The organism is Desulfocapsa sulfexigens DSM 10523 (genome assembly GCF_000341395.1).
GTDB lineage: Bacteria > Desulfobacterota > Desulfobulbia > Desulfobulbales > Desulfocapsaceae > Desulfocapsa > Desulfocapsa sulfexigens.
On sequence record NC_020304.1, the window covers coordinates 2520103 to 2545569 of the forward strand.

The 25467-nt window shown below is 42.6% G+C and carries 27 protein-coding genes; 1 reads left to right on the forward strand and 26 read right to left on the reverse strand.

Annotated elements, in window-relative coordinates; genetic code table 11:
- Window position 1 precedes the first annotated feature (1 nt).
- The 26 genes from UWK_RS18575 to UWK_RS11335 all read right to left on the reverse strand — a co-directional run bounded on the left by UWK_RS18575 (window position 2) and on the right by UWK_RS11335 (window position 23073).
- Window positions 2-1048, reverse strand: coding sequence for a glycosyltransferase family 2 protein (locus UWK_RS18575; RefSeq protein ID WP_015404485.1), 1047 nt, complete (start codon window positions 1046-1048; stop codon window positions 2-4).
- Window positions 1020-1172 carry a glycosyltransferase family A protein gene (locus UWK_RS20185; RefSeq protein WP_407637457.1) on the reverse strand — a complete coding sequence of 51 codons (153 nt, stop codon included), beginning with the start codon at window positions 1170-1172 and terminating at the stop codon, window positions 1020-1022. The genes UWK_RS18575 and UWK_RS20185 overlap by 29 nt, the downstream gene beginning before the upstream one ends.
- Window positions 1173-1191: 19 nt before the next feature.
- The gene (locus tag UWK_RS18580; protein ID WP_015404486.1) at window positions 1192-2103 is read right to left on the reverse strand and encodes a glycosyltransferase family 2 protein; all 912 of its coding nucleotides are present in this window, start codon (window positions 2101-2103) and stop codon (window positions 1192-1194) included.
- Window positions 2104-2180: 77 nt separating this feature from the next.
- The gene (locus UWK_RS11225; protein WP_015404487.1) at window positions 2181-3362 is read right to left on the reverse strand and encodes a glycosyltransferase family 9 protein; all 1182 of its coding nucleotides are present in this window, start codon (window positions 3360-3362) and stop codon (window positions 2181-2183) included.
- A gap of 6 nt (window positions 3363-3368) precedes the next feature.
- Window positions 3369-4118, reverse strand: coding sequence for a hypothetical protein (locus tag UWK_RS11230; RefSeq protein WP_015404488.1), 750 nt, complete (start codon window positions 4116-4118; stop codon window positions 3369-3371).
- Window position 4119: 1 nt separating this feature from the next.
- A complete protein-coding gene (locus tag UWK_RS11235) occupies window positions 4120-4758 on the reverse strand; it encodes a nucleotidyltransferase family protein (RefSeq protein ID WP_015404489.1) in 639 nt (212 codons plus the stop codon).
- A complete protein-coding gene (locus tag UWK_RS11240; RefSeq protein ID WP_015404490.1) occupies window positions 4755-4970 on the reverse strand; it encodes a hypothetical protein in 216 nt (71 codons plus the stop codon). The genes UWK_RS11235 and UWK_RS11240 overlap by 4 nt, the downstream gene beginning before the upstream one ends.
- Window positions 4955-5917 (reverse strand): hypothetical protein, encoded by a 963-nt coding sequence (locus UWK_RS11245; RefSeq protein WP_015404491.1) that lies wholly within the window; start codon window positions 5915-5917, stop codon window positions 4955-4957. The genes UWK_RS11240 and UWK_RS11245 overlap by 16 nt, the downstream gene beginning before the upstream one ends.
- A gap of 119 nt (window positions 5918-6036) precedes the next feature.
- Window positions 6037-6168 (reverse strand): hypothetical protein, encoded by a 132-nt coding sequence (locus UWK_RS19970; protein ID WP_265588635.1) that lies wholly within the window; start codon window positions 6166-6168, stop codon window positions 6037-6039.
- A gap of 295 nt (window positions 6169-6463) precedes the next feature.
- Window positions 6464-7804, reverse strand: a complete 1341-nt coding sequence (locus UWK_RS11255; RefSeq protein ID WP_015404494.1) for a flippase — start codon at window positions 7802-7804, stop codon at window positions 6464-6466.
- 313 nt (window positions 7805-8117) lie between these two features.
- Window positions 8118-8528, reverse strand: coding sequence for a helix-turn-helix domain-containing protein (locus tag UWK_RS11260; RefSeq protein WP_015404495.1), 411 nt, complete (start codon window positions 8526-8528; stop codon window positions 8118-8120).
- A 1-nt stretch (window position 8529) separates the two neighbouring features.
- Entirely contained in the window at window positions 8530-8820 is a 291-nt protein-coding gene (locus UWK_RS11265) for a type II toxin-antitoxin system HigB family toxin (RefSeq protein ID WP_015404496.1), read from the reverse strand.
- 81 nt (window positions 8821-8901) lie between these two features.
- Entirely contained in the window at window positions 8902-9690 is a 789-nt protein-coding gene (locus UWK_RS11270; RefSeq protein ID WP_015404497.1) for a decaprenyl-phosphate phosphoribosyltransferase, read from the reverse strand.
- Between the two features lie 56 nt (window positions 9691-9746).
- Complete coding sequence (locus UWK_RS11275; protein WP_015404498.1) at window positions 9747-11468, reverse strand: glycosyltransferase family 39 protein; 1722 nt, start codon at window positions 11466-11468, stop codon at window positions 9747-9749.
- The gene (locus tag UWK_RS11280) at window positions 11465-12337 is read right to left on the reverse strand and encodes an ABC transporter ATP-binding protein (RefSeq protein ID WP_015404499.1); all 873 of its coding nucleotides are present in this window, start codon (window positions 12335-12337) and stop codon (window positions 11465-11467) included. Before UWK_RS11280 ends, UWK_RS11275 begins: the two co-directional genes overlap by 4 nt.
- Window positions 12338-12347: 10 nt before the next feature.
- Complete coding sequence (locus tag UWK_RS11285) at window positions 12348-13196, reverse strand: hypothetical protein (RefSeq protein ID WP_153304890.1); 849 nt, start codon at window positions 13194-13196, stop codon at window positions 12348-12350.
- On the reverse strand, window positions 13193-13984 hold the full coding sequence (locus UWK_RS11290; protein ID WP_015404501.1) for an ABC transporter permease: 792 nt from the start codon (window positions 13982-13984) through the stop codon (window positions 13193-13195). Before UWK_RS11290 ends, UWK_RS11285 begins: the two co-directional genes overlap by 4 nt.
- Window positions 13985-14065: 81 nt before the next feature.
- Window positions 14066-14368, reverse strand: coding sequence for a hypothetical protein (locus UWK_RS11295; RefSeq protein ID WP_015404502.1), 303 nt, complete (start codon window positions 14366-14368; stop codon window positions 14066-14068).
- A gap of 55 nt (window positions 14369-14423) precedes the next feature.
- Window positions 14424-14654 (reverse strand): type IV pilin protein, encoded by a 231-nt coding sequence (locus UWK_RS20040; protein WP_015404503.1) that lies wholly within the window; start codon window positions 14652-14654, stop codon window positions 14424-14426.
- 238 nt (window positions 14655-14892) lie between these two features.
- Window positions 14893-15276, reverse strand: coding sequence for a type IV pilin protein (locus tag UWK_RS20045; protein WP_015404504.1), 384 nt, complete (start codon window positions 15274-15276; stop codon window positions 14893-14895).
- 43 nt (window positions 15277-15319) lie between these two features.
- Window positions 15320-15814 (reverse strand): hypothetical protein, encoded by a 495-nt coding sequence (locus UWK_RS11310; protein ID WP_015404505.1) that lies wholly within the window; start codon window positions 15812-15814, stop codon window positions 15320-15322.
- A 1-nt stretch (window position 15815) separates the two neighbouring features.
- Window positions 15816-16829 carry a PulJ/GspJ family protein gene (locus UWK_RS11315; protein ID WP_015404506.1) on the reverse strand — a complete coding sequence of 338 codons (1014 nt, stop codon included), beginning with the start codon at window positions 16827-16829 and terminating at the stop codon, window positions 15816-15818.
- Window positions 16826-17236: a type IV pilus modification PilV family protein gene (locus UWK_RS11320; protein WP_015404507.1), complete on the reverse strand. Its 411-nt coding sequence runs from the start codon at window positions 17234-17236 to the stop codon at window positions 16826-16828. Before UWK_RS11320 ends, UWK_RS11315 begins: the two co-directional genes overlap by 4 nt.
- On the reverse strand, window positions 17205-17648 hold the full coding sequence (locus tag UWK_RS11325) for a pilus assembly FimT family protein (protein ID WP_015404508.1): 444 nt from the start codon (window positions 17646-17648) through the stop codon (window positions 17205-17207). Before UWK_RS11325 ends, UWK_RS11320 begins: the two co-directional genes overlap by 32 nt.
- Window positions 17633-22579 carry a pilus assembly protein gene (locus tag UWK_RS11330; protein ID WP_015404509.1) on the reverse strand — a complete coding sequence of 1649 codons (4947 nt, stop codon included), beginning with the start codon at window positions 22577-22579 and terminating at the stop codon, window positions 17633-17635. Before UWK_RS11330 ends, UWK_RS11325 begins: the two co-directional genes overlap by 16 nt.
- A gap of 290 nt (window positions 22580-22869) precedes the next feature.
- Complete coding sequence (locus UWK_RS11335) at window positions 22870-23073, reverse strand: heavy-metal-associated domain-containing protein (RefSeq protein WP_015404510.1); 204 nt, start codon at window positions 23071-23073, stop codon at window positions 22870-22872.
- A gap of 98 nt (window positions 23074-23171) precedes the next feature.
- Between UWK_RS11335 and UWK_RS11340 the strand changes: the two genes are divergently transcribed.
- Window positions 23172-25433: a heavy metal translocating P-type ATPase gene (locus UWK_RS11340; protein ID WP_015404511.1), complete on the forward strand. Its 2262-nt coding sequence runs from the start codon at window positions 23172-23174 to the stop codon at window positions 25431-25433.
- The last annotated feature ends 34 nt before the right edge of the window (window positions 25434-25467 follow it).

Here is a 25467-nt window from a genome sequence, read left to right on the forward strand (position 1 = left end):
CTTATACCGCTAACTTCAACAATCTTAAGACTGGGTAGGATAGTTTTCCGAGGGACATAAATATTTTGGGTTGTAACCAAAAAAGTGTAAAGGATAATTTATGTTTTATTGATTTTCCGTTTAGGACGTAGAACCAACCTAGTCTTCTGAATTCGTTGTTACTTTTAAGGAAATGGATGATTTGTTTTGTCCCATCGTTTTTGTTTGATTTGTCTATTAATTTGTATACTGATTCCATATTTAATTTTTCAAATTTTGCAATATTGTAGCCATTGCTTTTCAGTACATCAGAAAAACTACTTTTACATATTGATGTCTCGATGAAATTGTATATTTTGAATAAATCAAAAATGTTCTTCATCTTTAATTCACTGGTATTTGATCCAGTTCTGAAACGTCTATAATAGTATAAATACTCATTGCACATTGCAACGCGTTTTGCATCCAACATGATTAAGTAGGAAAACTCGATATCCTCGTGGACATGATTTTCTCGGAACGGAATTTTTATTGCCAAATCACGAGTAATAAATTTGTTGCATGCAGATAGGCAGAACGAATTGTAATTTAGGGATTCAGTGAGAAATATTTTACCAGTTATTATGTTTTCGTGAAGATAACTGTTTCGTTTTATACGTCTATCTCCAATCGCTAGATAATATTCATATACTAATACATCAAGGTTGTGTTTTTTAGCTTTTTTGTAAAGAATTTCGCAGGTATTGTTGGCAATCCAATCATCGCTGTCTATGAACAAAACATACTCGCCGGTAGATTGTTTAACCCCAATATTACGCGCACAACTGGTTCCGGAGTTGGCTTGCTTGATTATTTTTATTCTAGAGTCAATAGATTGATATTTTTCACTAACTTGAAGTGTGTTATCTGTTGACCCATCATCTACTATTATAATTTCAATATTCTCTAGTGTTTGATTCACAACAGACTCTAAACATTCACTGATATATGTTTCTACATTATATGCTGGAATTATTAGACTTACGTTTGGGGGATTCATCTTAACGGCTTGCCTCTGTAGAGCCATCATTGATAACAATTATTTCTATATTCTTAAGAGTTTGATCCATTACTGATGAGAGACATATTGAAAATATATTTTTCAGCGTTAATCGAAGAGATAATAATACTAATTTTCGGTTCCACAAAATCATGTCTGCTAAGGTTAGCTTCCTATTTCACACTCCATCTTTTTTTTTCACCACAGGCAAGACGAAACATATCTGCGATTTCAAGGCCAATTTTTTTTGAAAAAATTGTCACTACCAAAAGCTTTAATAACGAAATAGGAAATTCATAAAACTGATGACACAATGGAATTTGATAGCCCAATTCTTTTGAGATCTGTCTGTTTTCAAGTAAAATACCAAGACCTGATGTGAGCTTTCCAGAAACACCGCCTATAGGCATTCGATCAATTAAAAGATCGAAATACTCAGGTTCCTTATTTAATATTGATTCCATCATCAAGTAACTATCTCCAGAAATTCTTAAACGAATGTCGAAAGGCTCATTAGCTACAAAAAGTGACTTATGGTGAAATGTTGCTGGATGCGGTGGCAATTGAGGGCGGAGTAAAGTCCATTCATTTTTCAATTCACACCACGGCTTATCAATTATATCTATCACTTGTCTTTTTATTTCAGACACCAGAAGTAAATTTCCATATACTAAGTCATGAAAAGGATGCGCCTTCGCAAGGACTGATGCCATTTTTTCAAGAGTGTCAGGATCAGCCAACTCATCCCCAGCGCCTATGAATTGTATCCATTCCCCTTTTGCATGTCGCAGCGCTTTGTTCCAAGCATCATAAATCCCCTGGTCCGGTTCACTGAACCACAGGTCAATAATATCTTCGTATTGCTTAACCACTGAAAGAGTATCATCGGCGGAGGCGCCGTCAGCAATGATCCACTGAATATAAGGATACGTTTGTTTGCGGATTGAGTCTCCCGTCCAGTGTAGGTCTTTTGCAGCATTAAAAGTTGAAGTGATGATTGTGATTAGAGGTTGATCGGCGGGCTTGTTCGCTGATTCCCACGAAATTTGTCTGCCGTCGATGCGGCTTTGTTCTGTTGGATTCATTTAAAACCGTTTTCTGAACTAAACAATTACTTTTGATATAGCCACAAAACCAAACAGTCTCAACTGGACTTTTATACTCACCTATCTAATTCCTCCAAATCGATCACAGTTTTTACAGTACTTATAATATCAGAAATATTTACGGCTTCGACACAGGGATAGGGGCGTGAAATGTCACTTCTAATATGACATTTCCAATTACACCCAAAGCATTCCATCTGACGATAAACTGCAATTGGTTTCATTCCAGACACAGCATCAGAATAGGGCATGAAGCGCCCAAAGTGCCCACCGCCCAACACACAAACCGATGGCGTGGCGACCGATGCCGCAATGTGTACAACCGATGTCTCGTTGCCAACGACAAGTTGCGCTCCACGCAGGATTTCAACAAACTCAAGCAGGGTTGTGTCTCCGGTGAAATCGACCCAATTAGTGCAATTGGAGTACTTGATCATCTCGGCAGCGATTGCTCGATCCGCCTTTGAGCCGCAAGCCACTGGCTGCCACCCATATAAATCATGAACAGCGTCCGCCACCTTGGCAAATGCCCCAGCAGGCCACATACGGCCCGTCGCAGATGCACCAGGAAATATAACAAAATAGGCGCTGGATATGTACTTTGCTGATGGCAAAACGGCAACGACCGGCATCTTCGCCACTGCCGAAACCGCCTGCTCAATACCCAGACCACGAAGAAATTCCGAGTTCCTGTCAAGCTCCATCAAGGGGCGTACACTTGCTGGAACCAAGCTGGTGTACCAGCGATCACCAATCCACTTATGCCACTGATGCCTGTTGGCCAAATCACCGGTTGAGCCAATACGTAGAGGCGCACCACTCGCCTTTATCAATGCATCACCCGTAAGCAGCACCCGTGAAAACGTCGGCTGAATAGCTAAGGATGCGCCAAGCCAGGAAACCTCTCGCATGGTCCGCCAACGGTATCGGAGATCCTTTGTAAAACGTGTAAGGTCAACACCATGCACCTCGTCAAACAGAACCGACGCTGCAGCAAGATCAACACAAACTTTATTACATGTTAGGATTATTCGTTGGTTGACATAATGCTCCCTTATTGATTTGGCACTATCCAACCAAAGTACGAAGTCACCAATGGCATCTACACGTATCAAGAGTACGGCATCAGAAGCTTCTTCATGCCTGGCAGCAGTCAACGCGGCACACCAATCGACGACTGCAAAAAACGCAACTCGAACTGGGTGGAGAAGCCATTTTATCCAATACAAAAGGTTCACAAACCGCTATCCTTGGTTGCCAAGGATTTGTAGCATTCCTTTCACTTTTTGCAATCCGGAAACAGCAACCTTTTTTAAAATAGCCTTAGTCATCTGCCGATATGGCTTAAGCCGCCAACGATTCCCAGCAAAATGGAACACCATTACCGGTATCTCTTGATCGAAACCACCCAAAGACGCAAGAATTGCTGCCCTGTGCTGGCCGTCTCGAATAAGCTTTTGATCACCAAAAAGCACTATATAACCAGATTCATGGCAATAGCCATTTTTTTTGATTGAATTACGCAGCTTTTCTAACCGGGTTACATTATCGACTCCAGGATAGTTGTATTGGACATATTCTGTTAAACAACCGCTTTCCCCCTCCAAGAAACGATAGGCTGGCGAACACTTGATTTGCCTTGGCAGCATTACGTCACTGATCTTTGGTACCTTTACACGAACTAGAGCTCTCAAATCACCCAATCGGCAAGTTTGTATTTCAACTCGCTGTATATCCTTTATTAAATCGCTCATTTCAAAGAGGAAGTGAGGGTCAAGTTTTTCAAGTTGATATTTCTGGAAAAGATTCAATTCCTTTAAGGATGATCGAATAAACTTAGTGAATTCAAGGAAATCTTTGATAGTAAAATCAACTCTCATATTATCAATATGAAGATGAATCGACTCGCCAATATTGTCCTCTATAACAAATCTCTTTATATCGCCTTTTCTTTTACTTGCATCAGCAAGCGTAATAACAGCTAGATTACTCATCTTAATACTCCTTGAACATCATATAAGAAGCAAAAACGCTTTCATAATCTTTGTTTTCGATTAATTTTATTAAATATGGGGTAAACTTGAAAAATATCAACGTAAGGAGATGACGATACTTATCAAAGTCGATATAAGGTGTTATAGTTTCTAGTTCTTTAATATGCTTTCTTCTGAATTCTCTTTTGTCAAAAATTGAGTGGCATATTAAATGTATCGCCAAATCTGTATTATCTGGCTGAAAAAACCATATATCTTGTACTCTTTTTTTATTTTTCCAAATAGATTTCTGAATTTCTTGATGAACAGAAACCCATTCATTGTGGTTTGGACTTTGGTAAGCAAGGGAATAAACAATATCAAAATGCAAATCTCTTTTTCGGCAAAAAAAGTGCTGGTGCGGTTCTGCATTGTATAAATATATGTTTTTGTCTCTTGAGTCTTCACTGCATTTATAACCTAATTGCGAAAAAAGCACCTCGATCGTTTTTTTATGTTTCGGCTTGCATAATATGTCAAGATCATTAGACAGTGACACTTTTTTTGGTACATCAGAAAAACCCCTAAGAAAAATAAATTCAACCTCATTGCCATGCAAGCTATCAAATACTTTCCTCAATTCTCCTAACTTAGAAGTCATTTTATACCCTTTAGGTTTCTCAGGTTTTCTTCTGCTAACAATATTGCCAATGCATACCTTATGTAGTCATTTTTTTTTATTTCTAAGCGAAAGCTGTCTGATTGAATATGCACCACTTCCTCATATCCTGAAATATTAGGGTGGTTTAACTCAATCTCGAATACGGTATTTATTAGTTTCCCCTTTGACAATGTTTTTATCTTTTCACCCATCTTAATAGTCTCTTTATTTTATGTATGATTTTTGGAAAAAAGGCACTTTTTTTTCTTTCGTGAACCAGTGCCTCAAAGTTTATATTTGGCAAAAAAACAACAGGGTGCTTTAGCGGGAGCGTAATATCTTTTTTTTCTACACTACCCATGTTACTGCCAGGGGAGGTTGTATGGGTTGCTTCTTCACCAAAACCAATATTTTTCACAAGACTAACATGTGGGATAACGATGAGAAATCTGTTGACTAATCTTGTGAAAATCCATTGATAATCCCAAGTGTCTATCTTTCCAGCATAAGTATTTTCAAAAGCACTCAATCTTGTTTTATACTCTTGATTGTTTAATATTGCTCCTTTCAATAGCCCCCCTCGGATAACTTCTGGGAAAAGACCCAAATTAACATCATAGAAACTCCAAGCTCGCCTCCAGCTCGCCCACCCCCAAATACTCCCAAAATTTGAAAAGTGATATGATTTATTGTTTATGCTAAAGTCCCCAAGGGCATTAAACCCACTTATTTGACCTACCCGTTCATCATCCTTATACTTTTTCAAAAGCTCTTCACAGAACCAAAAAAAACTCTGATTCGGCAAACAATCATCTTCCAAAATAATCCCCTGCTCCTCGTTTTCAAAAAACCAAGTGATGGCACTGCTCACGGCATACTTGCATCCAAGGTTTTTATCTCGAAACAAAGTCTTCACCTCGCAAAGCCAGTCAACTGCGGTAGCTATTTCCCGTACATTAATTACCTTTTCGGCCTCACCTTCATATTCAGGACGTGGGCCGTCAGCAGCCACGTAGAGACGCGGCGGTTTGGCTTTGCGAATGGTCTCGAACACCTGAGATGTCGTATCCGGACGGTTGAAGACTAGAAACAGCACGGCAGTGTTTAACGGTGCTGGCGGTGTGAATTTTACAGATTGAGTCATGGTTTGGTCTGTCATGTGTCTTGGCTCTGAATGAATTCGTCGAAGTAGCCAATGGTCGGCTTCAAACTATTTCCAGGGACACCCTGGGCGCCCCAGTTAACTTCGCGGCGATTAAGCTCAATATCGGGCTGGCGTTATTTAAGGCCGTCTCCATAGAGGGTAGTCGTTTTAGCGTAGCGCTTGCCCTCGTCAATAGGAACGCGGAGAGATCTGTTTGACATGACCGACATAACCCCTATTCCGAGGATAAATCTGCTGGTCGTCATAGAGACTCGCTGGTGGATGCCTGAAATCCGCACCTTAATCAGCCAGGCTAGTCCCAGCGTATTGATGGCCACATGCACGCTGGTCCTGGTGATTTGGTACCGGATCAAGCGACAAATGGATGGAGAGTGCGGAAAAGCAGATGTTAGATTTCGTCCACCTCCATATAAAGCACGACGGTAATATCGTGGCGCATCATTTCGTTATGGGATTTGACAAGTAAGTGCAGGATATTTCCTTTAGTGCTGGTGGTGAGGGGGCGGGGACGTAGGGTGTAGTGGTTCATTGGTTCTAGTCCTAAAGTCTTGTTGTGGTGCGTTCCCAAATGGCATGAAGGTTAAATGATCGTATTTTCATCACAAACATTTTACGGGTGTCTCTTTGAATTGCATCATAAAATAGACATGCTGTAGCCTGTCCAACTACAGTAGCCACAGCCGCTCCCAATACTCCGTGTAGTGGTATGAATAGAAAATTTAGACCAACATTGACAATTGCCCCCATAACTGTCCGCTGAAGACTCAAGATTTGGCGGTTTTCAGCAAGAAACCATTTGCCGCTAGCTAAACCGAGAGAGACAAAAACGGCAGCCCAGACATGGATGGCCAGGACTGAACCTGCTTGCTCGTAGGCATCTCCGAACAACAGCGAAATGATGGTCGTGGATAAGAAGGTCATTGGTAGTGCCACGGCAATAGCAATCCATACCATCAGGTCGTACAGGCACTGCAGCCGTTCGTAATACTGCTTCTCGCTCCGTTTTTTTGTCTCTAGTATTGCCGGGAAGACAGAAGCTACAATTGCCATGGGGACGAAATACCAAACTTCGCTAACCCTCGTTGCTGCGCTATAAATACCTACTGCTTCATCGCCGATCATTTGTCCAAGCATGATCTGGTCAATCTTCATGTAGATCATAATTGCAATGCCGGATAGCAGCAGTGGCCAGCTATCTGCCAGTAGGGTCTTCGTACGTTTAAAGCTGGCGGTGAGGCTACTGAGCTGGGGGCCGCGTAGGTCTAGCATCAACAACATCAGCAATGCTACGACCAGCGCTTCGGCCATTATTGCCCAGGCAAAGGCAATCAGTGGGCTGTTTTGTAAAATGAGCCCGACCTTGATGACGGCGAAGAGCAGAAATACGCCATTCTGCACCCAGACGGTGTATTTAGATAATACCTGCGATTCAAACCAGTAAACGGAAACCTTGGCAGCCTTAAACAGCATCATGGAACCAAGGATGCTGGCAATAGCTTTGGCCAAGGCGTCATCTGCCCGCAACCAAAAGATGGTTGTGAGAATCAGTGTGTAGGCAATGAGGCCACCAAGAAATTGCAGTATGGCGGCGGTGCCCAGCGTTTCTTCCTTGCCGCTGGGGTTGTGAACTATGTCCCGCACCACTATGCTCTGCAGTCCTAGGGTAGCAATGGCACCAAACAACTCGATAAATGCGGTGGTAAAGTTCAGCAGTCCAAACTGTTCGGGCCCCAGGTAGCGGGCAATCCATACGCCAACAAACAGCCCTACCCCCATACGCAGAATTTTATCAAAGAACAGCCAACCGATGTTATCGACAATCTTGAGCAGATTGGGTCGATGCTCAATATAGTGGCGGATAAAAGAAGGAATAATATTCATATACGCTCAAGCCTTTACACCATGTGGTTATTGACGATAATCCATAGCCCAACCTACATCCTTTATCACCCTTTCATCCCGCTGCGCGACTCACGGAACTGTTTGTATCATTTCGGTAGTCAGTCGAGCGTTTATTCCATTTTTGGCAGAATACCCAGCAGTTTTGCCATCTCACCCAAAACCAAAATATGGGTTCACTACAAGCAGGAAGACATCTTCATCGGCTAAACTCTTGAGCCGTCTTCCCTGTATCTAATTGTGTGAATGAATTGGCTTCATTGTACGTTGAATTGGTTCGTGTTATAGCTTTTTTCTAATTGTCTTGGATGAAGACAAGAGGGGATATGTTGAATTTTAAGCTTAGTTCTTTGACTTGCCTGATATTCAAATGCCTCTTTCCTTTCAAAATTTCTGACACAACGCCCTGACTACCAATTTCTGGTAGATCTGTTTGTTTCAGATTGTGCTCTTTCATTAAGTAGCGTAATGATTCAATTGGGTGGCCATGCATTGTTGGGACATTCTTGTTCTCATAGGTTTCGATTAAATTACCAATACTCTCCATTAATGAGGCCAGTGGGTGATTTTCGTTTTCACCTACTTCATCTATGAGGTTGTCCAGCATGGAAACAAGGTGTTCGTATTCTTCTTCGGTATGGGGAACAGAGAAAATACTTTTAATTTTGGGCCATACATTGGCGATATCTTCTAATTGAGTTTCCATTTTATCCCTCCCTCCATTTATTTTTGTCATATTCTTTATGCGTCAGAATATTACGGACATATAATCGTTGTGTGTTGTAGTGAATAGCGGCTATAAGCCTTGCTTTATTCCCTCCAACATTAAATACTGTTAATCCTTCAACTTGGTCTGCGCTTGGGAATATAGTTCTTAGTTCGGAAAAATTTAAAATGGTGGAATTTTTTAAAATTCTATACCAAGATTCAAGAGCAGTTGCGCACTGAGGATGTTCGTTGGCAAAATCTGTTAGTCGCTTACGAGTGATGATATGCATACTTACACAATATCTCGATTTGCGATCTTGTCAATATTTAACATGCAGGATAGGCTTAAATTGTGTCAGCGAAAAAAAACATCAAGTGTAGATCGAATAACTAATAACAAGAAACCAGCATATTGATATAATCAACATGATTCGGTCATTGATTAGTATTTCCATAGGGTCACCCGATTGTCCACACCAAATCCGATGCAGGTATCGTAAAAGCCCAAGGCAGCAAAGGGGGACTGTGTATATAAGAAATGGTCGGCCAATAACATAGATTGAATATGTCACCAAAACAGTTCCTCCAGTCATAAACATGATACTCTCAAGGAATCCCGTCCGGTATTGTGAGAGTACGGAGCGATGTGCTGAAGCGTTGGTGCGTAAAGATTTTTTTTCAGCCAACCGTTTGCCGGCTCCTAGAAAGAGAGCAAGAAAAAAAACAGTGAGAAACAGCCATTCAGAAACCGGAGTTGCAAAGGCTGCGCCTCCAGCCTCAAGGCGGAGAAGAAATCCAGTGGCAATACAAAAAATGTCTAATATAACGATCTGCTTCCACCAGATGCTATAGCAAATAATCAAGGTCTGATAGGCTAGAAGGTAAAGGAAAAATAGCCATGAGATTTGAGTGGCAAGTATTAGACTGAGGAGTGTAACAGTTGTTCCCAGGTATAAAGCTGATGTTTTTGAAATTTTCCCAGCAGGCAAGGGACGATTTTTTTTTGAATGATGCAGTTTGTCTTTCTCCAGGTCTGCAATATCATTAAATATATACATCCCACTTGCTCCGAGACTAAATGAAACAAAAGGAAGAATTAAGTGGGCGAGTGTTTCCGGTAGAAAGAAAATTCCTCCAAAAAACGGTGGAAAAATAAGCATCAGGTTTTTTAACCAGTGCCTTGGGCGGAGGAGTGTGTACCAGTGCAATGTTACCTCTATTTTCGTGAGAGTTTCTTCGCGTAGGTTTTATATGGGCTATCATCTGCGAATGCTTCGTAGGCCATTGTAAAATATTCTTTTGCTTGCTGTGTCTTTTGCAGTTCAAGGGATAGTTTGCCAAGATTATACCAGATAAAAGGGTCTTTCTTAATTTTGTATAATAGCGTACCACTTTTTCCTGCTTCTTTGTAGTAGCCTTCTCGTTCATCTTGATTATTGGTTTCCCTGGCCAGTTGAGAGTATGTAATAAGTAAGCCATCCAAGGCAGGAGCGTATTTGTAGTCACTTTTTACTGATATTTGTTTGAAGGTGTCCAGGGCATCGTTGTATCTCGCAAGGTTAAAATATATAAAACCTAAATTTCTCTCAGCCGTATAATCTTTCATTAATGGGGGACTTTGTAAACTGCAAGCCATCTTAGTGACTTCAAGTGCCTTTTCATGGTCGCCCTTTTTTGAGAGTGCTGCGCCATAGACCCAATGAATCTTTTTTGAATATGGTGATTTTATTGATGTGTCTTCAAGGATTTTTAAATTGGAATGCCAGATAAGACCTCGCTGATAAGTTGAATAGGAAAAAGCTATCAAAAGAATGACCATCAGTGGGCTATAAATCGACTGGTTCTTTCGCGATGGATTTCGTGCAAATATCCCAATAGTGCTCAAAAGAATAAAGGCCATACTTATATAGACATATCTTTCAGCAAAAGGGGTCCAGGCGATCTGGTTCAGGACAATTAAGAAGGAGGGGGTTAGTAAAATGATTCCAGTTAGAAAGAATGCGGCAAGGAGTGATCTGTTCCATAGTAGCCATATGCAGAGAATCACAATAGGAATAGCTAAAAGATCATAGAGTGGATCAACTTCCAGTATGGCAAAGTTCAGAGGCCATGGGAAAAATATTTTTTTTATGTAAAAACCTAGAGCTCTGCAAAACAACATGAGCGAGTGTACAAGATTAATATCCATGTACTGAAGCGTCAGGCCGATTCTACTGGAGTTCGAAATTGTTCCCCCAGTGCGGATTATGAAAAAAAGGGCCAACGGAATAGTAGTGGCGAGTGTGGCAAAAAGAATGAAGAGTCTGTTGTTTGAACTTTTTGAGTTGCTTTGTATAGTTGCTGGTATGGCGAACAGTATGAGTATGGCCCCTGGAATGAAGGCGACAGCCACTTCTTTGGAGAGCATTGCCAACAGACTGGCTATGGCTGCGAACAGTAGATACGTTTTTCGTTGAGATTGTCTGTAGTGTAAAATCAAAAGTGTCGCACCAAAGATAAACATTCCGGCTAGTAGGTCTGTACGTCCGGAAACCCAATTCACTGATTCTGTGGTCAAAGGGTGGAGGCCCCAGAGTAGTGCTGTGAAAAGTGGAAAATAATTTGGTTGTTTTTTGTTTACGGTAAACAGAAGTCGGGCGATATAAAAAAGTAGAAGGATAGAAATGAGGTGGAATAAAACATTTTCCAGATGCATCCAGAATGGGTTGATTTGAAATACGTTTTTATCGACCCAGAATGTTACACCAAGAATTGGGCGGTAATAAAGGGTTGATTTTCCTTTTCGGACGAATGTATCAAGAGGGTTGGAATAACTTCTGTGTTCAAGCGATGTGAAAAGTTGTGCATCGTCAACAGCACAGATCTCAGCAGAAAAAGAAGGGTAAAAAACAGCCAAACAGGCAAATATCAAAAAGAGAACCTGTGCCCGAACAGTCATGCCTGTTCCCTGTTGATGAGTTCAAGAAAATATTTTTCAAGATCCTTACGGAGTGGTTCAATAAGGCTAACTGGATCCGCCGTACTTTCACGACTTGTAAAGAAACGAGTAAGTTCGTTTTTGTCTATCCTCTGTTCATATATGCTTCCATCGGGATGTATAAGGTGGACAGCATAGCCGATGATGCCTTTTTGCATCACTTCAGACACCTTTTCAACAGCAATAAGTTTCCCATTTGCAATGATACCTATCCGATCACAGATTTGTTCAACATCCGAAATAATATGAGAAGAAAGAAATACGCATTTGCCGGCTTCTTTTAATTCAAGAATGATTTCCTTGACAAGTGTACGCCCCAGAGGGTCAAGACCGGACATAGGCTCATCAAGAATATAAATATCTGGATTATGGACAAGTACCTGGGCAATTCCGAGACGCTGCACCATACCTTTACTGTAAATGCGAAGTGGTTTTTTTCGGACTTCCCAAAGTTTGAGGCGACGAAGGAGTGATTCTATTGTAACAGAAAGGTCGACTTTTTTTATTCCAAAGACCTGACCTGTGAAAAAGAGATATTCCTCTGCACTTAAGTAATCAAAAAAGGTTGGGTGCTCTGGTAGGTATCCTACGGTTTTTCTAGCTCTGGCGTCTGAAATATTAATTCCAGAGAGCTCTGCGTTGCCACTTGTGGGGCGAATAAGGTCAAGAAGGATTTTTATAGTCGTGCTTTTTCCAGCTCCGTTCGGGCCAAGAAAACCAAAAACTTCACCTTTATTTATTTGCAACGAAAGATTGTCCAGGGCGAGATTTGGGAGACCTTTTTTAGCTTTATAAACTTTTGTCAGATTTGAAATTGAAATGGCTTGCATTTGGTGGTAACTATTCGTTATTAGGCACAAAAGAGAATTTACTTGTGCTTCTTGGTTTTTTGTTTTTGTCGAGGTAAAAGGTACCTCCATATGGGTCAACCAGAGGAGCTGAGAGATATCCACCGAAAATAAGGGTGTTTATGTCAGACGGGCTGGTACCCTCTTGGGTAATGTATTTCTGTACAGCATCTTCTATGCGTTGCACTTCCTGCAGTGCTTGCAGGCGAAGTTGATAAGACTCCCGGACAGATTTATTTTTAGTATTCTTAACCATAGTGTCAAGATACACTACAGCCATGTCTGTTTCCCCGCCTTCATAGAGGTATCTGCCAGCTAAACGGCCGAAAAGTGGGGAGTGAGTGATTTTTTGCGCGAGCTTATAGTATTTAGCTGCTTTTGGATAATCCTTCAGGAAATAGCCATAGTTGAATCCTGCAAAAAATGGAAGATAAAAATCCCAATCACGATATTGCATACCGTATTCAAGAAGTTCAGTTATTTCAGGAATATTTCTTTTATCCCAGGCCATTGCTTGGGCAAGATAGTAGCCATCCATATTATATGGGTCGAGTCTGGACGCGGTTTTGAGCAGAGTGAAGGTGTTTTCCTGCTCTGCTAATTGAGAATGATGACTCGGGTTAAGTTGAAGCAGATGGCCGGAATGAAACACTACTTTCAAAATAAGTAGTACAGCTGTGAGATCTTTTTGATCAGTGGCGGCGAATTTTATAATGGCAGGTTGAAGAGTATAACCTATTTTTTGGAGAAAAGGCCGTTCCTGCATATAATGGGTGAAATGGGGCAGGATGCTAATGTGGCAAACAAGAGTAAAGAGTAGGAGTGTTGAGGCTGTCCTCACTGCATTTCCCTTTGTGAAAACAAAAGACATGCTATTCCAAGTATAATCCCGATATAACTAACTCCATAACTTGTTATCAACAATAAAGAACTACTGTTAAGAGTTAAGCCATAAGTGGCTTGGCTGGACAGGTCAAAAGCACTGAAATTTGGTAAAATGTAATAGAGGTACTTAGCCACTTGAATTGTCACTACTGATAACTGCTGACCTTGGTCTGTATGAATATAGTCAAATACTTCCTGGGTGGCACTCCCGGCAAGATAGGTCGCAATGGTACCAAAAATTGGTAGAAAAAAAGAAGTGCTTACTGAAGAAAGAACAAAAGCGATAGCAATAAGCAGAGAATATTTGAGGGCATCAAAAAATATGGCTATGGCTATATTATTCCAGAGTATTGGACGATCAGGCGGGTATGCTGCGGCAGCAAACCAGATTGCTCCAACAGTCATGATTGCTAAAAACAAAGCTGTAATCAGGACAAAACCTATTATTCCAAAGTACTTACCAAGCAGGTAAGATGTTCGGGTGATCGGCATCCCGAGGGTGCTGTAAACGTATTTTCTTTCAATGTCCTTCCAAAGAGAGGTACCTCCTAAAAATACGGAGATAAGTAAAAGGATAAATGATGTTAGGGATAAAGAAAGTGTAGTCGCCAGGGCGGCAACCTGTCGGAGAGAAAAAGTGCTTGCTGCAGGAATGGTGAGAAATATAACAGCTGTACAAACTATACCTTGGTATAACTTGTCTCGTAGTACTCCCTTGAAGCTTATTAGAAAGACTGAAAACATTTATAAAATGCAACAGAGACAGAGCCGCGCCTGGCGACCTGTCTCTGTTGGTGTGGTTTTTTTTGAAAAGACTAATTGCTATTAAAATCCACTTAATGTTGTTGCGTCTGCCTGGGTTGGGGGATCAGCGTCGGCGGCTAAATCTGTGGTAGACATATCTGTCATTGTATCAGTTGTTCCAAAAGCAGTTAATCCACCGGCGGTATGTTTACTTGCGGCAGCATAGGCCACGTTGGTGGCAGTAGCAGATATTACTACATTAGTTGATACTTTGAAGTCAGCATCGCCTAGCTGTGTGGATGCCGTATCGTCTAGCGTAGCTGCAAAAGCGGTCGCTGAAGAAAACATACTCATAATAAAAACAATACTTAATACCTTTTTCATTATATATCTCCTGATAGAGTTGTTGATGTTGTTGTTTCTAATTTAAACCAAATAATTACAGGTTCGGATATGCTTGGGCATCAGCATAGCCAGCTTCCATTGCTGTTTTGAAATTTCTCAGATCACTTTGAGCAGCTTTGTCAAAAGCTTTGGCACGGTATGAGGAAAACTGAGGAATAGCAATAGCAGCCAAAATACCAATAATTGCAACAACAATCATCAATTCAATCAGGGTAAAACCTTTCTGTCCGGATTTTCTTCGAAGCTGTTTCCGAAATGTGTTCATGTGATTTCTCCTATGTGAGGTGGGAGTTTAGGAGACCGTTTTTCGAATCCCCTCTTATTTATGTCTTACTTACCCAAACTACTTCAACAAGTATGCCATGAGTCGTTTAGAAATACAAATATTTATTTTATCTTATGAAAATAATGAATTGGATCATGTTGAGTTGTTTGGGAATTGTTGCGAGAAGATGTAGAACCGGATTGAACTGACAAAAAAAAACATTCAATGACATTTATTGTCACTGAATACCACCAGCATCACTGTCGTAGGTAACAACCAAACCACCATGAACATTATCGGTAGTTGTAAAGCTAAAGGAGGTGCTGTTGCCAACCCAGTTACCCACAGTGGTGTCAGGGGAGATATTGTTCCCTCCATAAATAGCCGTTTGTACTGCAGCAGCTGTGTTTGAGTAGGTACCATGGTCGGTAAAGTAGGCCACCTGAGCATTTGCTAATGTATGTGCGTCAGATTTAAGAACTGCTATAAAGGCTTTATTGCGATAGGCAGAATACTGCGGGATCGCTATAGCTGCCAGGATAGCAATGACAGCAACTACTGTCAAAAGCTCAACCAAACTAAAGCCTTTTTTATTTCTGTTTACTTTCATTTTCTTCAACACTTGGAGTACTCCATGCCTCGATTGTGTATTTACTATGATCGTTTTACTCAACTCGCAAAACAAAGTCTATATTAGCCTGTTCACCACGAATGGGATTCGAAGAGTTCACATTAATTGAAACGAGGTCTATGATGTTTGTATTTGAAGTTATGGGGTCAATTTCATTTATAGTGGTGATGGACATATAGCAGGCTGTAAGGTCGACACAGCCATTTGCGTTAGTTTGTTTCCCGAGTGCTGCACAAACTGTACTGGAGATATCAATAGTTGATGCAGCTGCACATGTGTCAGGGGTAGTGTCACCAACACAGGTGTTACCACCATTACACCTCAGGTTGGCTTGAACCAGTCTCCCCATTACGTAGTCAGATACGCCTTTGCCAGCATCCAGCTCAGAGATATAGCGTTTTTCAACGCCTGACATACGGGTACCAGTCAGCGTCATGAAGTAGGCTCCAGCAACAACTCCGAAAGCAACCAGGCCAAAGAGGAGAACAGTTATAAGGGCCATCCCTTTTTCATTGTGAAGTATTTTCATATTACCAACTCATTGGTTTAGCGCTGACTTTCAAAACTTTCCATCTATATTGAGAGAAATTAGTTACTGCTGCTGTATTAAAACCATCGGCGGCGTTAGCAGCAGGCAGGGCTCCGTTCATGGTCAGGTCTCCGCTAAAAGTGTAGTTCGGATCCATTGCGCCAGATTGCATCAGAACATACATATCTATATTCTTCATACTACTTATTATATCACTGGTGGTAGAACCTACCGGGATAGTCGTTAGGTTAACCTCACCAGCATCTAATAAATCGCCATCATTATTGAGATCCCAGTCGAAGCGTATCTGTATATCGGCCACACATTCAAGAATCCGATCACCGCCAGTTCCATTCAGTGCGTCTCCACCAACTCGTCGTAAAAGGTTCCGGGTTCCGGTGGCACATTTTGTCAATGTGTTTGTTGTACTGATCGAATAGGTGATGATATTGCAGTACTGTCCCCCAGTGGCCGTAGAACAGCCATCGCTTACGGTGGCAACATAGGGATATGCTGACGCTATATAGTTATTAGCAGGAGTGAGGTTTGTGTTTAGGTCCTGACACGTGAGACATTGTGCCGTTGTTTGGGCGGCTATGCTTTGATTTGCAACGAATTGTTTGTCTTTTGATAGTAAGACAGCCGTGTTGACTGTAGTATCCTGTCTCCGGTCAACGATAACAGTTGGCACCGAACCTACGGTACAGTTCAAAAGGAGCCAGCCAATGGTTCCAGCATTACCATTATTTATGGTTGATCGCAGAGTGAGAGTTGTACCATCCCAAGCCATGGGAAGATTGGCCTCGTTGCTGGCAATACCAAAACCAACATGCTCAAGGTCGAGTCGAATCATTTCAGTTCCGATAATTTTCCCAAGTTCAGTTTCAGTAATGTTTTTTTGCGAATTTGCTCCCATTATAAGGCTTCTGAAAGTCTGGGATGATAATGTCAGGATGATAGTTATGATAAACATTGCTATCACAAGTTCAACAAGGGTGAATCCTCTATTTTTCACTTGTTTGCCACGATGGTAGAAGTTGTATTAGTGTATTGTTTTCCTTTTGTGCTCCAAGTTACCTGAACTCCGACAGATTTTGCAACAGTAGATACAGCCTGGGTGACGGTTACTTCCGTTGTAAAGGTGACGTTAGCATTGTTTACCTGACGCTGATAATTGACCTGAGCTTTTGTACCCAAATCGAGGAGGCTATTATTGTACGGGATATTCCGGTAGTCCGTCAATATCTCATCCGCCAGACGGACAGCATGGTCTCTTAGGGTGTTGTTTGTTGAAAATTGGTATAGGCCAGAAAGGGCCTTCAAACTACCAAGCATCATAACCGCAAGAATGACAATTGCAATTAGTGCCTCAAGTAACGTAAAGCCTTTTTTATTTCGCATCACAGGATGAAGTTGCGACATTCCATTTTCCCTCCCGAACACTACTGTTAGCTATGTTGATACATGAATACTCAGTTATGGGGGTCGTCAGGCGGATAAAGCCTCCAACATTGAAAAGTCCTCTGCTGTTTATAGTAAACGTCCCTGCTGAGCCGGTAAAATCATTGTTCATGTCAACCAGATCAGTATCCAGGTCGTTTGTGAGCTGGTTGGTGGCAACTGTTATGATTATCGGAGTCTTTTGGGTAAAAGCTTTTAAACGTTTGTCTTGAAGAAATGTGATCATTTTATCAAGGTCCGTTTGTATAACATGCACAGTTGATATCTGTTTATAAGCAACCATGGCAGCTCCCATCAAAATCGCCCCTATAGCTAACGTAACGACGATTTCAACCAAGGTGAACCCTTTTGTGTTGGTTATTTTTCCAGCCATAAAATGATTTCTCCAGTTAAACTTGGGCTGGGAGGAATAAATGGAGTGGGTGATTCAGGAGGAATACCGGTAAACCACTTTGTGGACTTGCCGCCTTCCTCGGAGAAATCGTCTTCATTTAAGCCTGCTCCTTCTATGTTACCACCACTGAGCTGGAGGAGTAAAGAACCATCTCTGTAGTCAGTTGTGTAGCCATCACAGCCTCCCCAGATACTGTCTCCAGACATGCAGTTGAGCGCCCACATTCTTGAACGACCACCAAAATCGCAAGGATTGGATGATGGTTGCATGGTAGTAAAAAATACTATGTTAGTACCATTCGCAAAAGTGGGATCAGTAATTGTCCGTTCCTTTGCGTAGCTATCACCTTTTGGCTCCAGTTCGTCAACAACCCAGCCTAACGTTTTCTCGTCATCAAGATTGCCTACTTCCTGACATATGTCATTATTGTTGTGAGCGTAGTTAAGAGAACATGTTTTACCTGCAAGAATATCATTCAGACAATCTCTTATGAGTATGCCGTATAATTTTTCTGTTTTTGTCTGGTTTACGCCAGGAGAATCGTCTTTGTAAAACCAACGACCGGTACCAAAGTAGATCATTGGATAATTGAAGCAGTCTCCATATACGATTTTTGAAGTAACTGGATAATCGGTCGATTCGACAACTGAATCAAAATACCAGTTTGGTGTTTCATCCGTTCCCGCGGTAACATCAGCCTTGTCCGTTGGGTCGTAGCTGGTAATATTACCATCTCCATCAACAGCGTTTTTGGGGACGAGGGCAATCACGGTTCCAGCTGTACCATTGGCATCATTGACACCAAAAAAGACTATGTCGGTATTTCCGTCACGATCCTGATCAATGCCATTGGTGAATAAGCGGCCACCAAAGGCGCTGTTATATGATCCCAATTCTGAGTCAGTGATGAAGCCGTCCTTTTTACTGTCTCCGGTGAATTTGAATATATCGTCAGCATCAGTATCACCATCGTTATCCACATCAACGAGGTTGAAATCACTGTCAACTTTCAGCATAAATACATTTAAATTTTGGGCATCCACACTGCCTTGGTCACCATTGGTTTCGGCCCTGTAGTTCAGGGGACCACTGGTAAACATGACGTAGGCGTTGCCGCCTCGCTTTATGTATGCAGGTCCGGAGTAGGTTAAGCCAAGGTTAGGGTGAGTGAATTCCCATAAAAAAACGGGATTTCTCGGATCAGAGATGTCAAGAGCGAAATAGGAAGACAGACCTACGGCAGATTCGGGTGTTAATGGGTCTGCTCCGGGAGCAACCACCTGTGTTCCATCGTCAGGATCACCACACCATCTGTCTTTTGATTCGTAGGTACATCCGGCAGCACCACCAAATCGCATTCCACCGATTATAATATCTTTAGTGCCGTGCTTAATGCGGTAAGGTGCCATATCTGTAGTATAGATATGTTTGTAAGCAGGGTCTGTAAGATATTTCAGATACGGCATGGCATTTTGCGGGATAAAGGCCCAAAGTTCTTCACCCACTTCGTCCTGAAGACAAGAAGCATCAGAATTGTTGTCACAGAGGCGAACCGCCTGTTCAGTTGTGAGTCCATCTGTTCTGATTTTGCCGGCATGAAAGGCATGGAGCATTCCATCGTTTGCCGCAGCAAGAACGATTGAGAAATTTTCGTTGTCGACAACCTGGGGGGTTGAATAAATAATATCACCAAGTTTCCAGATTTCTCCAGCGTCATTTACAACACGGTTACGACAGGCACTACTTGTCACTTTGTCACTTGTGCCACTGAAGTCATCTGCGGCCCCGCGAATATAACTCATGAGGTTTATCGATCGAATCTCTTCAAGTTTGTCAGCATCTGGCGGGTCGGTTTCGTCAGCCGCAACACCAAGACAATCAGGGATATCTGTCTGTGTCTCGTCCAGGCGCATATTCTTTTTAAAGAGGGTGTAGTTATCAGCAAGGAATTCGCTCATGGTTCCAGATTCGTTTATGCCATAAATCGTACGGCCACCATTGCTTCCTGCTACCCATTCGTCGGGAGTAGCAACGTCACGTTTTTGAAGCTGATAGCCACCTTCCCATATTCTGCTAACGTCATCAATTGAGTTGTAGGAACCCAGTAATGCATCAGCCTTTCCATCGTCATCATTTTGGCTGTCGATAAGGCTGTAGTAATCAATGTTCAGGCTGCCTTCAGCGTCAATTCTGAAGTCGAGAGCATGATCGTCATGCGTATCAAGATAAAATTCTGTTCCAACAGCATTATCTTCTCTGATGTTTGATACTGTGCCGGAATTAAAGAACCAGTAAGTATTGAGAGCGCCTGTCCATAAAAGGGATCGTGTGGTTCCGTCATCGATAAATGATTTTTCAGGAAAAAAGAGGGCCTGATGAATAATGGAACCTTCAGTAGCTCGTTCTGAAAGTACAGAGATCGAGGATCCTGCAGCAGTTTTTGTCAGGATGTTCGAAAAGGCATCAGCAAGTGCGGTTTCGAGCTGGTGCCCATCGTCAGCAGCGTAGGCTTCTCCATTACCATTGTCAGCGGTATCCTGAAGAATCTGCGGGATTGTCGCTTTTCCAAAAGCAACAGTATAGGTTTCAATATGTTGGTTTCCTGTCATTCCCGTGTCATCGCGCAGATCACGGAAGTCTGAAGTGTCTTTGTCCCAGTAGGCCCAATAGGCGAGGTCGTCTAAGATGTCTTGGCAACCATTTGCCGTGTCTCCACTATCTGAACAATCGTCCGTGTTACTGTCATCGTCATAGTCAACAGTGTCCGCTGTACCATTACCTGTGGAGTCATAAAAATCAGGAACGTAATCATCTCTGTAGGGTTCGCCATCTGTGAAAATTAAAACAAAAGATTTGGCACAGCGAATAGTCTCCTCATATTCATCAAAATAATATGGATCCCAGAGATGTGTCGCCCCATCGGGGTCATCCACCTTGTAATTGTAGGTGGTCCCAATTGTTGGTTTGTCTTCATAGTATGGGGTATCTTGTTGGAAGTATCTGAGGACCTCGTAGTAATTTTCCGCAAGAGGCGTTGTCCCCCAAACAAGAGGATAATGTTCGATTGCGTCTACAACATCAGCGAGTGGGGCTTTAATGGGAGTGTCAATAGTACGATAAGTGGCTGGGGCTTTAATGAACGGATTGTTCGGGATATCCAGACTCATTGTTCCGCCGTGAGCCCATTCCTGGTTGTAAATATCTGTTTCCCCATCGTCGTCTTTTTGGTAACGATAAAAGCTGATGCCTAGACGTACATCACCTTCGAGTTCATGAAGGAGGCCGGTGGGTTCTTCTTCAACAATCAGGGCTATATTGAAGGATGTAGGAGGTGGAGGATTGATGATAATATATCCAACATCTTCATTGCTGTGAGTTACGTCATTATCAACGGAGGACTCCTCATCTATAAAAATCTCTACAGAATCAGAGCCAAGTGAGCGGTAACGAATACTCGCCGGGTCTGTATCATTGCTTGTCTGCATGTCGGCGAGAAAGATTGGTCCCTGCTTTTCTGTCCCAAAAGTAATTTCTTTCCAGGTGTGGTTAACATCTGTTTCAGTGCCAACCTCAAAATTCAGGATCCCGACATCGTACGTTCCCTGCTCAAGGGCAAGGTAAGCAACCGTTTCATTTGTGTGACCTCCACCTGCATCTTCCTCCTGCAGTTGTATTTCGAAGGAACCATCGTTATTAATATTTTTAAGACGGGTTGTTGTGGTATCACCTCCATTGTTGGTATTAACAGTGCTTAAAATTACCGGTTTGGAGGCATATCCGAGTGCAGCCACGGAAGTCCAGGCATCATTAACTGTTTTTGTTCCAGCAACCAGTCGCTGACCATTTTCCAGAGTGTAGCTTCCTGCTTCCAGAACGATATAGGAGATATCTTCATTGGTATGGGCCTTATTGGTGATATATTCCCATTCTTCAATCCGGATTTTGAATGATCCAGTCAGCACGTTGTCGACTCTTACAACGGATGGGTCGCTTCCATTGTACGAAAGAGGTCTGGCTAGAACAACTGGATTGGCGTAATCAGTTTTTGTTAGGGCTACAGTCTCCCAGTTATCGGCACCTGAATCGGCTGAAAGGTTGCTTATAATTCCAGCTTCTCCAATGACTGTACCGTTTTCGTCAACAATAATATTTGGGATTTTGTTGGAAAGTTTGGCATAGGGGTCGTAAAGTGTTTGGGTAGTACCATCTTCAGCAGGACTTGAAACTGTGAATGTTGAAGTTGCTGGAAAAGGTGAGTAGTTTTGTGCTGAACTATAGGATTTACAAATAGAACCATCACTTCTTTCGTTATTGCCTACAATCTTCCACTCAAGGTCTGTCGGGTCATCTGTGAAGTAATTGTAGCCGGCACGACTTTCGACTTTTCCACCAATCATAACCTGTCTCGCAGCATCTATGCGTCGCGTTACAATCCAGTTTAGAAAGTTACCACTCCAGCAATTATTCCCAAGTCCCAATGTGCAGGTGGAGTCTTCTTTGAAAGCACCAGTGGAGGTCGTGTCTACCGCAACATTATAGGGCATACCTGCTGCACCGGAAAAAGGACTTGGATCTACGGCAATTGTTGCGTCATAACTGTATGTTTTCGTTGAATCAAACATTCCATAATATGTGAAGTCTGAGTCAAAGGCAGTGTCAGTATTCTTGCAGTTGTATCCAGTTGTTTGGCCAAGCGGATTTTTCATGCTCCCGGAGTTGTCAAGCATGAACATGACATTTGGCGCAAGTTGAGCTCCCAGGAACGGCGGGACAGCATTGTAGTCATCACAACTGGCAGCAGTGAGCTGCGATGGTAGAATGATGGTGGTGGCAAAAGCAGCAAAGGTTGCCAGGGCAACATAGAGCACCCGTTGATGGTACCATGAAAATTGCAGTGATTTTTTTGACATATTCTGCTCCTCCAAAATTCTATCTGTCTGTCAGAAATCTGTATTGTGTCTCTGTTTTGTAATGATGTATTAAAAGTCAATGAATTGCTAGCAAATAATGTTCCAGCGCTCCTGTTGATGCTTGGAAGTACTGGTAGAAGCAACTGGGAGTGGGGGGAGGTGCATTTTCTTTGTATCGGAGAGCTGTTAGTTTTTAGGTCGAGTTGTGTTAATAAACTAGACAGGTCAGCCCAGATTGTAAAAAAAAGTTACAATTAATGGCTGAGTTGAAATCTGACGAACAGTTTTTCTCAGGTAGGGTATCCAACTACTTCAAACCCAATTCCAGCAATCGCCTCTTTCACAACGTCTTTACTCACATCTCCTCTATAAGTAGCCTCGTTTTTCTCTAGATTCACCTCTATATTGGATATCCCCGGGATAGCTTGCAGTGCCTTTGTTACAGATGCCACACAGTGGGGACAGCTCATTCCTTTTATTGATACAGTGGTCATTGTTTTTCTCCATCATTGAGTTATTGTTGTATTGTAGAAGTTTATTCATTTTCATCGATATTTCAAGCGATAATGCTGAAGTTGGGGCGTAGCATATAATGAAAAATCTAAAACTGGCAGTGAAAGGAATGCACTGCGCGGCCTGTTCCAGTCGTATCGAAAAGGTTGTCGGTGGGATGGATGGTGTTGTGAGGGCTTCGGTGAACCTGGCAACGGAAACCATGGAGCTGCAATGGGATGAAACACAACAGAGTTTTGATGAAATTGCAGAGCGCGTGGCAGGCATGGGTTTTGAACTTGAGTCCATAAGTGCTCAGCAAGATCTTTTTGAGCAAAACAGAGCTGAGACCGCTGCTCGTCTTGCACTTATGAAGAAGAACCTGATCTTCTCGATGCTTCTTGCCATTCCTCTCTTTACTATCTCCATGGGGGAGATGATGGGCCTGCCTTTGCCTGAAGTTCTCAATCCTCATACGCATCCGCAGAATTTTGCCCTGATTCAGTTTGTTCTTGTTGTTGCCATCATGTTCCTTGGCCGTAATTTTTATATAAACGGTTTTCCGGCTTTGTTCAGGCGGGTTCCCAACATGGACTCCCTTATTGCCGTCGGTACCGGCGCTGCGTTTGTCTACTCAACCTGGAACATGGTTGAGATCCTAATGGGAATACATGTGCAGATGAAGGTTATGGATCTCTATTTTGAATCTGCTGGTGTTTTGATAGCTCTGGTATCTCTGGGCAAGTATATGGAGACCCGTTCCAAGTCTCATACCTCCGAGGCTATCAGCAAGCTTATGCAACTGACTCCTGAGACTGCAACTGTGCTGGTTGGGGATGAGAAGGCATTTGAACAGAAAACAATCCCGGCAGAGGAAATACAAGAAAACGATATCCTTCTTATTCGTCCAGGCGACAGAATCCCGGTTGATGGTATTATTATTAAGGGGAATAGTGTTGTTGATGAATCTATGCTTACTGGAGAGAGTCTTCCTGTTTCTAAAACTGAGGGGGATGTGATTATTGGAGGTACTTTGAATTCCAATGGTGTGTTGCATGTTCGGGCTCAGCAGGTGGGGCAGGATACCATGTTGTCACGTATTGTCCGGATGGTCCAGGAAGCACAGGGATCCAAGGCTCCAATAGCTGGAATGGCTGATCGCATCAGTCTCTATTTTGTTCCTGTTGTTATGGTCTTTGCCGTGTTCACCGGACTTTGCTGGTATTTTGTAGGGAGTGCTGACTTCTCAACGTCACTTCGATTCTTCATTGCCGTCCTCGTCATTGCCTGTCCGTGTGCCATGGGCCTTGCAACTCCCACATCTATAATGGTCGGTACGGGCAGAGGGGCACAGCTTGGCGTCCTGGTAAAGAGTGGTGAGGCGCTCGAGATGGCAGAGAAAATAGATGCTGTCGTCTTTGATAAAACAGGTACCCTGACCCATGGAAAACCAGAGCTTACGGATATCCTGACTGTTGAGAATGAGATGGACACCAAAGATTTTCTTTTTCTTGCGGCATCCTGTGAACAGAATTCGGAACACCTCCTGGCTATGGCCCTTGTGGCTGGTGCGGTTGCTGAAAACATCAGCCTGATACAGCCTCATGAATTTGAGGCAGTGCAGGGTAAGGGGATTCAGGGGCAGGTGGATGGCAGAACAGTGTTGCTTGGCAATAAACAGTTGTTGAAAGAAAAAGGTGTCGGGGTCAGTCAGCTGGAAGCAAAAGTAAATGAATTATCCGCCGAGGGAAAAACCGTCCTCTATCTCGCTGTGGATAACAGCTTTGTGGCCATCTTCGCTGTTGCTGATACTCTGAAAACTGAAGTGCCAGCTGCGATTGGGCGTATGCGTGAAATGGGTTTGCGATTGATCATGCTTACCGGGGATCAGGAAGCAACAGCGAATGCCATTGCCAGGCAGGCCGGGTTGACCGAGGTGATCTCACAGGTGCTGCCAGATAAAAAGGCAGACGTCATACAAGATCTTCAGAAAAAAGGGCTGAAGGTTGCCATGGTCGGAGACGGTATTAATGATGCACCGGCACTTGCTCGTGCCGATGTCGGTATTGCGATGGGAACCGGAATTGATATTGCTATTGAATCAGGTGATATTGTCATCATGAAGGGCAATCTCGATGGGGTGATTACCTCTCTAGCACTCTCGCGTGCCGTGATGCGAAATATTCGTCAAAATCTGTTCTGGGCTTTTGGTTATAATGTTGTAGGTATTCCTGTTGCAGCAGGACTACTCACGCTCTTTGGTGGGCCCGCCCTCAATCCTATGATTGCGGGTGGAGCAATGGCACTGAGTTCTGTGTCTGTGGTATCCAACGCTCTGCGCCTTCGTTTTTTTAGGGTTTGATTTGGACCACTGAATCGCCAATGTTTTTTCTTGA

What these genes read in the sequence shown, in the direction of transcription:
- UWK_RS18575 (WP_015404485.1), bottom strand. Translation starts at nt 1,048, where the DNA reads ATGATGGCTCTACAGAGGCAAGCCGTTAAGATGAATCCCCCAAACGTA.
- UWK_RS20185 (WP_407637457.1), bottom strand. Translation starts at nt 1,172, where the DNA reads ATGATTTTGTGGAACCGAAAATTAGTATTATTATCTCTTCGATTAACG.
- UWK_RS18580 (WP_015404486.1), bottom strand. Translation starts at nt 2,103, where the DNA reads ATGAATCCAACAGAACAAAGCCGCATCGACGGCAGACAAATTTCGTGG.
- UWK_RS11230 (WP_015404488.1), bottom strand. Translation starts at nt 4,118, where the DNA reads ATGAGTAATCTAGCTGTTATTACGCTTGCTGATGCAAGTAAAAGAAAA.
- UWK_RS11235 (WP_015404489.1), bottom strand. Translation starts at nt 4,758, where the DNA reads ATGACTTCTAAGTTAGGAGAATTGAGGAAAGTATTTGATAGCTTGCAT.
- UWK_RS11240 (WP_015404490.1), bottom strand. Translation starts at nt 4,970, where the DNA reads ATGGGTGAAAAGATAAAAACATTGTCAAAGGGGAAACTAATAAATACC.
- UWK_RS11245 (WP_015404491.1), bottom strand. Translation starts at nt 5,917, where the DNA reads ATGACAGACCAAACCATGACTCAATCTGTAAAATTCACACCGCCAGCA.
- UWK_RS19970 (WP_265588635.1), bottom strand. Translation starts at nt 6,168, where the DNA reads ATGACGACCAGCAGATTTATCCTCGGAATAGGGGTTATGTCGGTCATG.
- UWK_RS11255 (WP_015404494.1), bottom strand. Translation starts at nt 7,804, where the DNA reads ATGAATATTATTCCTTCTTTTATCCGCCACTATATTGAGCATCGACCC.
- UWK_RS11260 (WP_015404495.1), bottom strand. Translation starts at nt 8,528, where the DNA reads ATGGAAACTCAATTAGAAGATATCGCCAATGTATGGCCCAAAATTAAA.
- UWK_RS11265 (WP_015404496.1), bottom strand. Translation starts at nt 8,820, where the DNA reads ATGCATATCATCACTCGTAAGCGACTAACAGATTTTGCCAACGAACAT.
- UWK_RS11270 (WP_015404497.1), bottom strand. Translation starts at nt 9,690, where the DNA reads ATGCTTATTTTTCCACCGTTTTTTGGAGGAATTTTCTTTCTACCGGAA.
- UWK_RS11275 (WP_015404498.1), bottom strand. Translation starts at nt 11,468, where the DNA reads ATGACTGTTCGGGCACAGGTTCTCTTTTTGATATTTGCCTGTTTGGCT.
- UWK_RS11280 (WP_015404499.1), bottom strand. Translation starts at nt 12,337, where the DNA reads ATGCAAGCCATTTCAATTTCAAATCTGACAAAAGTTTATAAAGCTAAA.
- UWK_RS11290 (WP_015404501.1), bottom strand. Translation starts at nt 13,984, where the DNA reads ATGTTTTCAGTCTTTCTAATAAGCTTCAAGGGAGTACTACGAGACAAG.
- UWK_RS11295 (WP_015404502.1), bottom strand. Translation starts at nt 14,368, where the DNA reads ATGAAAAAGGTATTAAGTATTGTTTTTATTATGAGTATGTTTTCTTCA.
- UWK_RS20040 (WP_015404503.1), bottom strand. Translation starts at nt 14,654, where the DNA reads ATGAACACATTTCGGAAACAGCTTCGAAGAAAATCCGGACAGAAAGGT.
- UWK_RS11310 (WP_015404505.1), bottom strand. Translation starts at nt 15,814, where the DNA reads ATGAAAATACTTCACAATGAAAAAGGGATGGCCCTTATAACTGTTCTC.
- UWK_RS11320 (WP_015404507.1), bottom strand. Translation starts at nt 17,236, where the DNA reads ATGTCGCAACTTCATCCTGTGATGCGAAATAAAAAAGGCTTTACGTTA.
- UWK_RS11325 (WP_015404508.1), bottom strand. Translation starts at nt 17,648, where the DNA reads ATGGCTGGAAAAATAACCAACACAAAAGGGTTCACCTTGGTTGAAATC.
- UWK_RS11330 (WP_015404509.1), bottom strand. Translation starts at nt 22,579, where the DNA reads ATGTCAAAAAAATCACTGCAATTTTCATGGTACCATCAACGGGTGCTC.
- UWK_RS11335 (WP_015404510.1), bottom strand. Translation starts at nt 23,073, where the DNA reads ATGACCACTGTATCAATAAAAGGAATGAGCTGTCCCCACTGTGTGGCA.
- UWK_RS11340 (WP_015404511.1), top strand. Translation starts at nt 23,172, where the DNA reads ATGAAAAATCTAAAACTGGCAGTGAAAGGAATGCACTGCGCGGCCTGT.